At 41.9% G+C, this 15201-nt stretch carries 7 protein-coding genes; 6 read left to right on the plus strand and 1 reads right to left on the minus strand.

Going from position 1 to position 15201, the window contains the following annotated elements; translation table 11 throughout:
- The first annotated feature begins 24 nt into the window (after positions 1-24).
- The 6 genes from H6F42_RS06400 to H6F42_RS06425 all read left to right on the plus strand — a co-directional run bounded on the left by H6F42_RS06400 (position 25) and on the right by H6F42_RS06425 (position 5358).
- The gene (locus H6F42_RS06400) at positions 25-279 is read left to right on the plus strand and encodes a hypothetical protein (RefSeq protein ID WP_190398524.1); all 255 of its coding nucleotides are present in this window, start codon (positions 25-27) and stop codon (positions 277-279) included.
- Entirely contained in the window at positions 276-587 is a 312-nt protein-coding gene (locus H6F42_RS06405; protein ID WP_190398525.1) for a type II toxin-antitoxin system RelE/ParE family toxin, read from the plus strand. Before H6F42_RS06400 ends, H6F42_RS06405 begins: the two co-directional genes overlap by 4 nt.
- 359 nt (positions 588-946) lie before the next feature.
- On the plus strand, positions 947-1120 hold the full coding sequence (locus tag H6F42_RS06410; RefSeq protein ID WP_190398526.1) for a hypothetical protein: 174 nt from the start codon (positions 947-949) through the stop codon (positions 1118-1120).
- Positions 1121-1314: 194 nt separating this feature from the next.
- Positions 1315-2679 (plus strand): restriction endonuclease subunit S, encoded by a 1365-nt coding sequence (locus H6F42_RS06415; RefSeq protein WP_190398527.1) that lies wholly within the window; start codon positions 1315-1317, stop codon positions 2677-2679.
- 91 nt (positions 2680-2770) lie between these two features.
- Complete coding sequence (menD, locus tag H6F42_RS06420) at positions 2771-4567, plus strand: 2-succinyl-5-enolpyruvyl-6-hydroxy-3-cyclohexene-1-carboxylic-acid synthase (RefSeq protein WP_190398528.1); 1797 nt, start codon at positions 2771-2773, stop codon at positions 4565-4567.
- 209 nt (positions 4568-4776) lie between these two features.
- The gene (locus H6F42_RS06425; protein ID WP_190398529.1) at positions 4777-5358 is read left to right on the plus strand and encodes a Uma2 family endonuclease; all 582 of its coding nucleotides are present in this window, start codon (positions 4777-4779) and stop codon (positions 5356-5358) included.
- 51 nt (positions 5359-5409) lie between these two features.
- On the opposite strand, the gene H6F42_RS06430 is transcribed toward H6F42_RS06425, so the two are convergent.
- Entirely contained in the window at positions 5410-14955 is a 9546-nt protein-coding gene (locus tag H6F42_RS06430; RefSeq protein WP_190398530.1) for a CHAT domain-containing protein, read from the minus strand.
- Positions 14956-15201: the final 246 nt, after the last annotated feature.

A 15201-nucleotide genomic window follows, 5' to 3' on the forward strand; every position in this document is an offset into this window, starting at 1 on the left:
AGATTAGCTAAGGACTAAAAAAACATGACTACTGAGCAAGCCATTGTTGATAAGGTCAGGGAATTATCTTCTGAAAAGCAACAAGATGTGTTGGCTTTCATTGAGTTTTTAAATACGGATGAGTGGCAGATTAGATATCAAAAACGCTTTAGGCAACTGCAACAGGAAGTACAGATTGGCATTGATGCGGCAGATCGTGGTGATGTTATTGATGCTGATGTGATGTTTCAGAATTTGCGGGATAAATTACGGCAGAAGAGAGCGCAGGTTGGTCAATGAGTCGGATTTGTCGGTTTACTGCTCCTGCAAGTCGGGATATTGAGGCAATTATGGATTATGTAGCGGAAAATAGTAGTTTTGATGCTGCGGAACGATTGCTAGATAAGATTGAGGATAAATGTAAAAGGCTAGTTAGTTTTCCTAATATGGGTCAGAATCGTGATGAGCTAGCCTTGAATGTGCGAAGTTTTCCTGTTGACAGTTACTTGATTTTCTATCGTGCGATCGCTGAGGGTGTTGAGATTTTGAGGGTTGTAAGTGGTTATCGGGATTTGAAAAATCTATTTTTGGAAGAGGATGAAATTTAATGTTGTGTATCAAAACAGATTAAAGAGAAAAATGTGCGATCGCTTATGATGTTTGAATGTGAAGCACGGAGTTTGAAGATATAGGAGTTTTGGCAATGACAACGATTGATGTGTTAAGAGATCGCCTTTTTGAAAAGTTAGAGAATTTGGAACCTGATAAGTTAAGTTCTGTGATTGATTTTGTTGATTTTTCAACAAAATACTAATCGTAGTCATGTAAAGCCTAAAACAATAGGAAATTGTGCAGCTTTAGTTGAAGATATGAAACAGCTATTTAGAGAAACACAGGCTTTGTCGGGTGTGAGTGAAATTACTGATGATGAGATTGCGGAAGAAATCGCGGCTTATAGGCGAGGCGAATGATTAGGGGTGTTGTTGATACTAATATCTTAGTTTCGGCGTTTTTGGAATGTGCGATCGCTGCTGCTGCTGATTATCTAATTACAGGCGATCGCGATTTTGAGTCGTTTGATGGGGCGCAGGGTACGTTGGTTGTGACTGCTTCTAGGTTTTTAGGGTTGTTTGTGAAGTAAAATGCAAGGGCTGAAATCCCCGACTTTTTTTGTGATTGCCGCAGTTATTTTTGATAGCAAAGAAAAAGTCGGGGATCTGTGGGTTTATGTTTACTAAGTTATGTTGAGGTTGGGTTATGAGTGATGATTTGCCGATGGGGGAGAGAGGTCTTTAACGCACGCTACTTTCTAGAATGAGAATACTTTTGAATATTATGAATCTTCCCGATAACTGGTTATTAACATCTCTTGACGAAATAGCTGCTCAAGAAAAAGGCGCTATACGGCGAGGTCCATTTGGTGGCTCTCTTAAAAAAGATATCTTTGTAAGCCAAGGATATAAAGTGTATGAGCAACAAAATGCTATTAAAAACAATTTTGACATTGGGAACTATTACATAGACGATAAAAAATATAAAGAAATGATAGGATTTAACGTCTATCCTGATGATTTAATTATAAGTTGTGCAGGTACTATCGGAAGAGTCGCAATTGTTCCTCATAATGCTCAGAAAGGAATTATTAATCAAGCTTTGATGAGATTAAGATTAAATCTGTCTGTGGTAGTTCCTCTTTATCTAAAACTTTATTTGGAATCTCCATTAGCAAAAAAAGAAATATTTGACCAGTCTGTTGGTACAGCCTTAAAAAATTTAGCAGCAGTTAGTGAAATAAAGAAGTCTCAGATCCCTATCCCACCACTTAATGAACAACGGCGGATTGTGGATAAGTTGGATCGGATAGGCGATCGCCACCGCACGGCGCGTAATGAGCTAAACCACATCCCAAAATTAATTGCGCGTTACAAACAAGCTATTTTAGCTGCTGCTTGCTCTGGCAAATTAACAGAAGATTGGAGAATTAAGCACAATTTAGAGAATTCTTGGCAATCAACGACTCTTGGTGAAGTTATAGTTGATAAGCCCAAAAATGGTTACTCAGCAAAACCTGTCCCATACGAAACTCCTTTTCGAGTTCTTACTTTAACTGCCACAACATCAGGAAAATTTAATGCAAAACATTTTAAATATTTTGATGAATCCATAGAAATAAATTCGCAATTTTGGTTGCAGCCTAATGACATTCTCATTCAGAGAGGTAATACGATTGAATATGTGGGAGTTCCTGCAATTTATGATGGACTTCCTAATCAGTTTATTTTTCCAGATTTGATGATGCGATTACGAGTAAAGGAAACTGTCATAACTCAATTTCTGTATTTCTTGCTTTCTTGTGAGAACTCAAGACAATATTTAAGAGATAGAGCAACTGGAACAGCAGGAAGTATGCCAAAAATAAATCAACCAACTTTAATTAGCCTACCAATTGAACTTCCATCTTTAGAAGAACAAAAAGAAATTGTTCGGAGGGTTGAGAAGATGTTTGAGAAGATTGATAGGATGGAAGAAGAATATCAAAAAGCGACGAAACTTTGCGACAGACTAGAACAGGCGACATTAGCAAAAGCATTTCGGGGCGAACTTGTGCCGCAAGATCCTCATGATGAGCCAGCATCAGTACTATTAGAACAAATAAAAAAGGAAAAAGACAAAGGAAAAAAGGTAAAAACACATAAGTGAAACGTCTAGCAATAGCCCTAGATCTCACTTAATTGGATAATCATTTAGCATAGCTGTAATTTAACCCTAATAGCCACGGAACCGCGATTAAATGAACACCGCCAATCGGAACACCCTCTGGGCAAGCATAGTTGCCGAAGAACTCTATCGATCAGGAGTGCGGACAGTTTGCATTTCTCCCGGTTCACGCTCTACACCCCTTGTGATTGCCTTTGCGGAACTGCGCGATCGCTGTGATGACTTTCAGATATTGGTGCATATTGACGAGCGATCGAGTAGCTTCTTTGCCCTTGGAGTCGCCAAAGTCCAACAGGCTCCCGTCGCCCTGCTCTGCACATCAGGAACTGCCGCCGCCAACTATTATCCTGCAATTATTGAGGCGTACTATAGTCGGATTCCGCTTGTGGTGCTGACCGCCGATCGCCCACCCGAAATGCGTGACTGTGGCTCAGGACAGACCATCGATCAGATTAATATTTATGGAAAGCATGTTCGCTACTTCTTTGAAGTGGGAACCCCAGAAATTATTGGCTTCCGTCTGCGCTATTTGCGATCGCTAATTAGCCGCAGTGTCAGCATCGCCCTTGGCAAAGGTGAAACACCCGCAGGAGCAGTCCATCTTAACTTCCCCTTTGCCGATCCGATGCCGCCCATTCCCATTCCCAACGACATTCCCGAAGACTTAGCCCTGAGCAGTCCAGAGGCAATGCTCGGCAACCCGTCAGGTAACGCCTATAGTCAAATCTGGGCAGGAACGCGATCGCTAGATACCGACATCATCGCCACCATTGCCAATCAAATTATTAGCCATCCCAAGGGCGCGATCGTGGTCGGAGTCTATGACTCACCACCAGAATTTGTAGGAGCCGTACGAAGGCTAGCAAGGGCAACGGGCTATCCCTTATTAATTGAAGCCACAGGAGCGCATCGTCGCGATGAAATCGGACATTACGACAGCTTTTTGCGATCGTCAAATTTTAGTAAAACCCATGCTCCCAAAATCATGATTCGCTTCGGAGCCATGCCTACCTCCAAAAGCTATCTGCTTTGGCTAGAGCGTCACATCGGCTGTCAGCAAATCATCGTCGGCAGCATCAATAGCGATCCTACGCATGGGCTGACACAGGCGCTCAATGTCCATCCTGTCAACTTCTGTGAGCAGTTAGCCAATTATTTAGAAAATTATGCTCAACCCGTTTGGCAAGATAAACAATGGCGCTTAGATTTTGAATTAGCAGAAAGCATTGCTGAACATACGATTGAAGAAGCGATCGACGAAATAGACGAACTTTTCGATGGCAAGGTTTATGCAGAGCTAGCAGAAATTTTGCCAGAGGATAGTTATATCTTTGTGGCAAGCAGTACCCCCATCCGCGATTTAGATACCTTCTTCCATAGCGACCACGCGATTACCGTATTAGCAAATCGGGGCGCAAATGGCATTGATGGCACGCTCTCCAGCGCTCTCGGTGCAGCTTGGGGATGCGATCGCCCGATGGTTCTTATCTGTGGTGACTTAGCCTTCTATCACGACTTAAATGGATTACTAGCCGCCAAAAAATACCAGATTTCCCTCACTGTCATCCTCTTAAATAACGATGGTGGTGGCATTTTTAATCTATTACCAATTTCCAAATTTGAGCATACCTTTGAGGAATTCTTCGGCACAGCGCATGGTCTAAACTTTGCGCCTCTAGTCACCGCCTACGACTGCGAACATATTCTCATTCAAGATTGGGAGCATTTTGAAAATGCCGTGATTGATTCGCTCTTTAGCAAAGGTACACAAGTACTAGAGATCAAAAGCGATCGCCTACGCAATAAGGAACTCCATTTTGCGATCTGGAATAAAGTCATTGAAAACTGCGATCGGAATTTTCAACTATAGCGATTTTCATTTTGCCTACGGCAAAATGAAAATCGCTATAATTACACTAATACATTCCTCACCCCCCAGCCCCCTCGCCCATTAAGGGCGAGGGGGAGTAAGACTAATTTCTTGTTCCCCTCTCCCCTTTTGGGAGAGGGGCTAGGGGTGAGGGTCTTGTTTGCTTTTAACGTCAGTAATTAAAAATAAAGTTGAGAGGCTAATTAATCATGGTACTTGCCACAACTAAACGCTACACCGTTGATGAATATCTCGAACTAGAAGAAAAAGCCTTAGTTAAAAGTGAATTTGTCGATGGAGAGATTATTCCGATGGCAGGCGCAACCGCAAATCATAATATCTTAACGGCTAAATTTCTGGCTCGAATTTTCTTGGCTTTGGAAGACTTAGATTTTGCTGTTTTTATGAGTGATATGCGTCTGTGGATGCCAGATCTCAATCGCTATACCTATCCTGATGTTTTAGTGGTTAAGGGACAGCCGATTTTTACTGATCAGAAAAAAACAGGCGTGACAAATCCTTGCGTAATTGTCGAAATTCTCTCTAGTTCCACTCAGGAATACGATCGCACCAGTAAATTTAAGTTATATCGTTCTATCCCTAGCTTTAAAGAATATATTTTGATTTATCAAGATAGTTATTGTGTAGAGAAATATACTAAACAAGATAGCGGACAAGATAAGGGGAAATGGATATTAACTGAATTTCTTGGTGAAGATGCAGTTCTCAAATTAGATGCGATTGATTTTGAAATCAGTCTCAAAGATTTGTATAGAAAAGTAACTTTCTAAAACCAAATAAGAGAAGGGCGACACGAAGTGTCGCCCTTCTCTTATTTGGTTTTATAGCCAATTGCCAATTAGGATAAAAGATGACCAGAAGTAAGGATGTTTAATATCAACTTCACCAGCAAAAACTTGAGAAAGAGGAACAGTGGGTAACTTAGGAAGCCCAAAGATTTTGCCATCCTTGATCGTGACCTTGCCTTGCAAAATTTCAATTTGAGAACGCTGAAGGGCGATCGCCTTAGTAATGTTTTCAGGAAAACTATTATAAAACTGAATCATCAAAGGGGCAGTACCCGTATCCGAGACTTCCCAGAGTGAAGCTAACACACTTTTTGCACCCGAACTCACGGACAAACCGCCCAAGCCGAGATTCTGCCCGACCGCAGTTTGGCAAGCACTGAGAGTAAGCATCTCAATCAAGGGACTATCAAAGCGCAAACTCGGAATGCGGTCTATGGATAGCCGCTCGTTCCAGAACTGGATAAAAGCACCTTGAGCTTCGTTACTCAAAAACTTGGCATGGGTGGCAAGGTGTAAAACCGCAAAATTACCCTGCCGTCTTTTCTCTTGGAGATTTCTGATCGTGAAATCTTGATCAAGATAAGAATTACCATTCAGTACCTGAGAGCTTATCGTACTGACCTCAACCTTAACGGAAGGCAAAGGCGAAAAACCTTGGACAGACTCAGTTAAGCCCATTGCTAGTACATTGTTAAGACGGCGATCGCGTGTTTCTAGACGAGTAACCCGTAAATAAGGAAGATTAGCTAAGGCATATTTCTCAATTAAGAACTGCTTGCCATCATGGAGAGCCGCAATGGGAATGACCCGCAAGCCGCCATCCATGACAAATACTAAAGTTGGCGGTAACTTCTCTTGAGGTGCTTCGGCATTACTGGGAACAAGTTTATCACTGACATTAGGTTTAGCATTTTGCTTAGAATTAAGCTGTGTATCAGGTTTCGCATTGCTATTGATGGTTGCCAAGCGATCGCTGTAGGGGCGAACTAACCAGTCATAGAGTTTTTGGGATTGCTCGAGATAGTCTTGTGAGCCAACATCGCGGATATTATTCGCAAAGTCTTGGAGTACAGGATTAATCGCGCTTTCTTTTGCCGCATTTACAAACTCACGGAAGGGCTTGCCCTTGCCCTTAGGTGGAATGATGAGTAGCTCTAGGCGATCGCGTAAAATGATTGGATAAACTACCGTAGTCACACTACCAGAGCGATTAGAAATATCGTCTAGCTCTACTTGAATCTGTTCCAGATTTTTGACTTGGAAGGTCAAGGTTTCGCCCAAATAATTCTCAAACTCAGAGATTTTACCTTTCTCCATCTCATTAAGTGCATCTTCAAAGCGACCTAGGGCAAGATATTCTCCAGCAGAACGCTTAGCAATGTCATTGATATCTACCGATGGAGGTCTTTTACCTGAAATTACGGGAGGAGTGGAAGTAATAATGATGGGGTTGATAAATGTGCCAGTTGAAGTTGATGACGTAGAAGACGTAGATGGAGAAAGAGTCTCAGAAGAAGAGATAGGAACAGAAGGAAAAAGAGTCTCAGTAGGAGGGATAGGAATAGTAGGAGGGATAGGAATAGGAGGTGGAATAAATATTCCTCCCCCGGGATTAATAGAGACATTGCCCTGAGTAAAGAATCCTACACCATTGGGAATGCCTTGAAAGCTTAATATAGTAGAGCCGCCTGCAATAATTGTCCCTAAAGTTCCATTAGTAGTGGCACTACCGACTAAAAATGTATTGAGGTCAAAGGGAGAAGTAATGCCATGCTGAATTGAAACAGTTCCTGCTCCATTGGTACAGATAGTTGCGCCAACGCAAGGATCACCTGTTGCAAAGGTAACAACACCCGTTCCCAAGACATTGCCGCCCGTAGAGACGATATTAATGTTGCCACCAGTGCCGCCTATGGTGGTGTTTCCTGTGGAGTTAATGCTTGCAAATGTGACGTTACCGATCGGGTCAAGGATTACATCACCACCATTACCAAAGCTACTGCTTGTATTAACTTTTCCTACATCGATCTGAGTAAGCGCATCTACGATGACTTTACCAGCAGCACCAGTAGCTGAAGTGGTCAGATTTCCTGTGACAGAAACTGCTCCTGTTCGGCTAGTAAGTGAAATTAGTCCGCCATTGGAGATATTTGAACTTGTATTGATGTCGCCGAAAACCGCGATCGCATCTCTAGCTAAAAGGGTCGAACTACCCGAAATATTGCCAGTAGCTTCTATACTTCCTGTAGTAATCGTCCCTAATGGACTACCGAGAGATATATTACCGCCATCTCCTATTTGAGAACTAGTACCGATCGCTCCCGATCGCGTGTTAATGGAGCCAGTAGTACTAGTGAGGCTAATCAAACCTCCATTTCCACTAGCACTAAATACACCTGTGATTAGACTATAGATAGAAGGAACCCCAGCAATTGATACCACTCCTGTTGAGGTGATGTTGCCATTAGCTTTAATGTCAATCACACCGCCATTACCATCATTCCCCGCCGTTGTCGTGCCTTGGCGTGTGCTAATTGCGGTGAATGTGATTGCGCCTGTGTCACTGGTGAGGAATATCGATCCCGCATTGCCACCTTCTATGCTTTGGTTGGGAGCGTTAATTGCTCCTGCTAAAATATCTTTTGCGGCTTGAATATTTACAATGCCGCCATTTCCCAGTTGGGTAGATAATACGCCTCCTTGAATTGCTCCCAGTCTGGTATCCACGATTCCAGTTGTACTTTTGATGGTGAGGTTTGATAGATCTCCTGTTGCAAAAACTGTTCCTGTAATGATGTCTTGCGGGGCTGTGAGGGTAACGTTTGTGTTTTTGCCAACACTAGATACAGCCTCAAGGCTAGTATTCAGACTACCAGTTTTACTCTCTATCGTAATGTTGCCATTATTGCCTGATGCAAATACTCCTCGCGTGCTGATGTTCCCGCTTGCAAGTAGATTGATTGTGCCGCCAGTGCCAGTGCTAAGGGTAGTGGTGGTTAAGTCGCCTGCGGTGGTATTGATCGCTCCCGATTTACTTTCTAAGTTAATCGAACCTCCATTTAAGGCTCTGGAAAATACGCCTGATGTGGTGATGTTGTTTCTGGCTGTGAAAGTAATTGCGCCACCCCCTGCATCTATATCACCGAGACTGGTGTTAATGGAGCCACTGTCGCTAGTGAAGGTGATGGAGTTAGGTGTGCCATTGCCGCCTGTGGAGACAAAAGAAGCGACGGCTGGATTAGGCGTTGTACCAGCGCCAGTGGTGATATTTCCTGCCGATTGGAAGGTGATATTGCCCGCAGTTCCTGAAGTAGAAGCTGAGTTTACTCGACCTGAGCTAACATCGATCGCTCCTGTATCACTGATCAAAGAAATATTGCCGCCATTACCTCCATTAGAGAAAGTGCCGATTGCATAATCAATTCCATTAAGTGTTACATTGCCAGTAGTTTTAATGTCCCCTCTTGCCTGAATTGCGACATTACCTCCATTAAAATTATTTAAGCCGCCACTAATGAGAGAACCATCAACATAGCCAGTTGTTACATTTCCATTTGAGCTAGTTAGCGAGATACTATTAAATCCAGTTCCATTTCCAACTATGCCAGATATGCTAGACGTATTTATAGAGCCAAATGCCTGAACTGTCAATTGAAAAGTATTAATATTGCCAATCGTAATATTTCCATTTGTACTAACGATTGAACTGCTTCCAGTTTGTATTTTTAGTATGTCAATAGATCTAGCCGCTTCAATTGTTAAATTGCCAGCAAATAAATTGCCAGTTGTTATACTTCCATTAGTGCTAGTTAGTGAAGCAGTATCACTAATTATATCTGATGAATTTAAATTAATGGAGTCAGCTACTTTAATCGTTAACTCTTTACCAATTATAGTACTAATGTCTGTCACATTTGTACCAGTCAGTGACACATCGCCTCTACTGGCTGAGTAATAGGTAAAAGTAAGTGGTTTGGTTTGGTTTGGGCTGATAGTTTCCTCATAAGAATAAATTCCATCCCTACTATCAGCCAATAGACTTGAAATTTTGATATTATTCAATGCTTGAACATTTATATCTCCAGCTTTTCCAGAAAAAGTAATCATATCAAACGTCGGGTCTATGCCCAGATTAACTACTTCTCCAGCGGTAGAGGAGTCTATTCCCGCAATAGTCACACTTCCATTTTTACTTATCAGTGAGATATTGCCGCCACTTGTTCCATCTTTCCCATTTGGTGAGATCAAATTAGAAGTAGATATATTTGATGCACTAATGTCTCCCCCTGCCTGAATTGCGACATTGCCACCGTTTCCAAATAAAGCAATTGTCTTGATGTCACCAGTCGTCACAGTTCCAGTATTACTGACACTTGCTAGAGAAATCTCACCGCCGCTTCCATTTTGGGATGAAGAGTCAAAACCTCCAGTAACGCTGATATTACCATCTGCTTGAACATTGATATTCCCAGCATTCCCAGACACGGAAGATGAGTCTACGCCCAAAACAGTTACATTTCCCTTAGCAGAGAGAATCACGTCATTTCCATTACGATTGCTGCTCGGTAAACCACTAGAACTGAATACACCAGAAGAAATATTTCCAGTGGCATTGATTAATCCATTGGTACTAGTGATACTGATTTTACCCGCATTACCCGTAGCCGTATCTTCCCTAATACTCGCATCAGCGGAAATTAAATTAACATCGCCAATAGCCGAGATCGTAATACTACCAGCATTTCCAATGTTATTAACAATATTTGTTACTACACCTACAGTAATGTCAGTAGTGGTGATGTTGCCACCAGCACTAGTTAATTGGACATTACCACCATTTGCCAATAATCCTGCCGCAAGGAGAGCGTCAGTCGTGATATTTCCACCAGCATTGACAACAATATTGCTGGAATCACTAACTCTAGAGGCAGCAAGAATCCTTGGTAGAGTGATATTCCCCAAGGCATCAACATTAAGATTGCGAACAACTCCAGTACTCGGATCACCAACAGCAACTCTATTCAAACTAATATTGCCGCTAGTAGATTTTAAGGATACATCACCACTATTTCCAGCACCTCCTGAGATTAAATAGGTATTGAACTGAACAAAATCAGTACTAATGATATCACCAGCTACAGTAATATCAACATTGCCTCCACCTTTAGAAGAGAATGTATTAAACGTCAGTGGGGAAGTAGTATTTGCCGAATTTCCAGTAATGGTGATATTCCCACCAGATGTAAAGAACGAAGTATCAAAAGTAGGACTAAAAGATCCACCTATAGAGAAGTTAATATTTCCACTAGTACCATTGAGTGCGGCTGTGCAAACTACAGAGCCAATACAAGGTGATAGCGTAACTCCAGATAGGGTGCTAGGGATAGTACTATTGAATTGAATAGTTCCCGCAGTGGCAGTCAGTGAGACGTTACTGCCCTGAGTCCCCCCAAGACCGAGAATGTAACCAGTGGTGATATTAGTTGCGGCTCTGAGGGTTATATCGGCGGAGGCATTAAGTGACGCAGCGATGAGATTACCCGTAGTAATTCCACCACTGTTACTAGTGATATCAATCTTGCCAGCATTGCCAGTTCCCAAATTTGCAGCAATCAAGTCTCCTGTAGCATTTATATTACCTCCTGCGGTGAAGGAGATATTTCCTGCATTGCCAATCACAGTATTGCTATTGATAGAAGAGCCGATCGCTGCATCAGTATTAATTGTTGTTCCTGCTTGAAAAGTAACATTTCCTGCTTGACTACCACCGACTGAACTACCGATCACACCAGTATTAATCCCTGTAGTTCCTAAAGCCGTAATCGAGCCGCCACTTTTAAGTAAGACATTACCGCCCTTGCCTCCTGCTGTACTTCGCGTAGCGATCGAGCCAAGTGTACCAATGGTGATGTTCCCACCTGCATCAAGGGTGACATTGCCACCATTAGTTACATTTGTGCCAACTCCATCGGCGGCTTGCAAAGCACTAGCTTGAATATTCCCTACTGCTTTTAAAGTGATGTTACCAGCGTTGCCAGTGCCAGATGCTGACACACCAGAGAGAAGTGTTGACGGATTCGCATTAATCGCACCCGTAACATTAATATCAATATTTCCGCCGCCAGTTGATGAGGTAGTATCAATCGCGGTTACATTGCCGAAGTTGAAACCTGTAGACGTAAAATTGCCGCCATTCGTGGCAATAAAGGAATTGACACCTGTTGTTGATTGAATGGAACCTATACCTGTGGCGGTTGTTCCATTATTAGCTAATAAAGAGATGTTTCCGCGATTAGTTGTAATATTCTGGTTGACATTGATATTGTTTCCAGCTTGAGCGGTGAAACTGATATTAGGTGCAGTGATATTTACAGGAGCATTGAAAGTAATATTACTAAGGGCTTGCAAAGCGATAATGGTATTTGTTCCATTGAAAATACTGCTCGTGCTGCCAAAGTTATTATTAAAAGTAATACTTCCATTGCTAGCGATCGCTAAGGTATTGGCAAAAGTAACAGGAGCAGAAAAAGTTAAGGAAGCAGAGGCAAAGATATCTTTGTTAAGAATCACACTGCCACTAGTGAGCGCTAGACTACTCAATGGCGTAGTGCTAGTTCCAACTGCCCCTAATGATATATTTCCTGTTCCTGCATTGAGGGTGAGAGACTTATTGCCAGTGACATTAGCATTTGCCAAGTTGATATTTCCACTAATGCCAATACTATTCGTGAAAAAGCTTATATCTTTCGTTAAAGCTATATTTCCACCTAAAATAAGATTTCCAACATTCCCTGCTACAGGCACGAGACTTGTCCCGCCTCTAGCCGATAGATCTAGATTGCCACCGATTGATAAGTTAAGGGCATTAAGCGAGATCGTGCCAGAAGCAAAATTTGAAGTGCCAGTACGACTTATGAGGTCACCACCTGTTGTGATATTGCCATTCAGAGCAGTGATTGTGATGTTGCCAGCATTTCCGCCATTACTGTAACTAAGCAATTGATTGCCAATATTGATTGAGCCATTAGTGGAAGTTAGAGATATATTTCCACCATTCCCATTTGTGTTTAGTCCCGTTGCTCCAGCAAAAATAATATCATTACTAGTAATGTTGCCTGCGGCTTGTAAGAGAATGTTACCACTGTTGAAGGAAGTATTTAAGACGCTGTTTCCATTGTTATTAACAGAGAGACTGCCACTTTTTAATGTTCCACTAAAAACAATATCTCCACCAGTAGAAATCAAAGATATATTTCCTCCATTCGCAACTGTAGTTGTTGCTATTCCTATTTCTCCAGATGAAATACCACCAGTAGTAATATTTCCTGCCGCTTGTAAGAGGACATTTCCACCAGAAGTTGTATATCCAATAGTATTTATAACAGAAGTCGTAATTGCTCCTCCTGAACTAATAAAAGTTACATCTCCTAAGTTGCCTTGAGTGTTAACGTTAAATACTGTAATATTCCCTGCTGCTTCTACTCTCACTTTGCCAGCAGTCGGATCAAGAACACTACTAATACTACCACTAGAACTTCTCAAAAGACTAGCTGTGATATTGCCCCCAGAACTAATGAGAGTGATATTGCCGCCAGTTTGCCCAGAATTAAATGTACTTGTGTCAATAGTACCAGTTATGTCGCCTGCGGCTTGATAAAAAACATCACCAGACTTACCTAAACTACCACCAGAACCACTAAAAGTTCCTGAACCAATAGTAGAACCAGTATTAATAGATCCACTTGTAGAAATTAGAGTTATATTTCCCCCGTTACCAGTAGAAGATTCTGAACGAATCGCTAATGAAGTCGTAATATTGCCTGTGGCTTGCAGTTTTATATTCCCTGACGGAATTGCTAATACATTATTAGTATCTGTAATAAATTGAATTCCGCTAATCGCTCCTCCTGCAAGCAAGTTAATATCACCACCACGAAATGTCCTAATAACTGATGAAGTGCCAGTTCCTGTAATATTGCCACCTGCGGTTAAGTTAATATCACCACCAATTGTCCTAATCTGTGTATTACTTAAGAGATTGATGTCATTTCCTGCCTGAGCCGTAAAACTCACACCTGATGTTGCAATCTCAATACCAAAAATACTACTGATATTGATATTATTTGTAGCCGCCAGAACTACATTGCTAGCAGAACCGTTAATCAAGCCTACGCTCAGAGTGTTTGGCAAAACATCAGGATTAGCAGAATTATTAACACTCGCCAAATTTGGGAAAGATCCACCACTAGCAACCACCGTAATATCAGTAGGATCGAGGAGCAAAGTGCCAGTTTTGCCATTAGTCGCTAATGTATTGACAATTCCATTGTAAGTAAGATTCTCTTTGCCCGAAACCTCGACAAAGCCGCCATCACCAATAATTGCGCCGCCTTTACTGAAGATGGTTCCCAAGAATTGTGTAGCACGATCGCCCCATACAATTACTTTACCCCCATTCCCATTAGTCAAAGCACTCACATCAACAACAGACTTATTATCAAAATAAGTAAATTGAGCATTCGGTACAACACCCTTACCTTGGAAATCGCCGCCAATTAGAACATTACCGCTATTTGCTGTGATTAGAGAATTAACAAGAGCCACGCGATCGCCAAATATCCCAACATTCCCCCCTTGAGAAGTAGCAGAACTAACATTAATAACTCCCGAAACAACCGTAGTTCCATTTGTCACAGGAACTTGATCCACCGCAGGAGAAACCACGATCGCTAGAGAACCATCGGGCTTCACCACCACGCGATCGCCTTGCTGAGCTTTACCCGTCAATAATTCTGCTAACTTCGGCAAAGTCGTAATACTGCCATTCCAATCCGACGGCACAGCATTTTTGACCACACTTAGCCCAAGCACCAGCTGAGGCGATCGCAGATCCACCACCGACCCACCAGCAACCGAAGTCAAAGCCACATTACCACTAGGCGCAGTCAAAACCCCCGAATTAACAATCGCACCCGCCGTAAACGAAATGTTTTTACCAGCATCAACCGATAAATTGCCCTGATTGATAATCGCCGCAGGTTGAGAAACCGCAAACTGAATATTTTGCGGATTGCCACTAGGGAAATCCAGAACCGCCTTATCGACACTAAACTGGCGATCGCCCGCAAAACCTAAACTTGTCCCTGTAGAAACATTAAAAGAACCACCAATATCTAACCTTGCATCCTTCCCAAAAACAATACCATTAGGATTCATTAGAAACAGATTTGCATTAGGAAAAGCCACACGACTTTCGATAGTTCCTAATATTTGCGAAGGAGTATCACCCGTAACGCGATTGATGATGTTATTAATTTTGCTACCATCAACCGAAGAGTTGCCAGTATTAAAAACTACGCCAGAATTGGGAACATTAAATTTATCAAAACTATTGTAGAGGTTACTCCCATTCACAGTACCCGCACCGACTGGAGCGATCGCATTGCCTTTGACCTCTGTTGCCGTGCTTTGATCTGGGACGATTTGAGCTAGGACGACACTTTGTGCATTTATAGGCAACAAACTGCAAGAGCTAACCAAGAAATAGGCAAACAGCGATCGACGGATTGATCGTGACATAATGAAGCCTCTAACGATTATGTAAGCAAAAACAGAACTGAAACTGATTATCGAAAGATAAAAGTCACAAACCAAAAATAGTCAGTGTGCTTACCAAAGTTAGCCGCCCAAAAAGCTAAATGAAGTAATACTGAATTTAGCCTAGAATAATTAATAATAATGATCCCATAAGAACTTATTATTTTGATTTTATCTTTACATTTTTTTAAGTTAGTTATCGAAATGTAAGTTTTATAGCTGTAGTTA

This window comes from Pseudanabaena sp. FACHB-1998 (assembly GCF_014696355.1).
Taxonomy (GTDB): Bacteria; Cyanobacteriota; Cyanobacteriia; order Pseudanabaenales; family Pseudanabaenaceae; genus Pseudanabaena.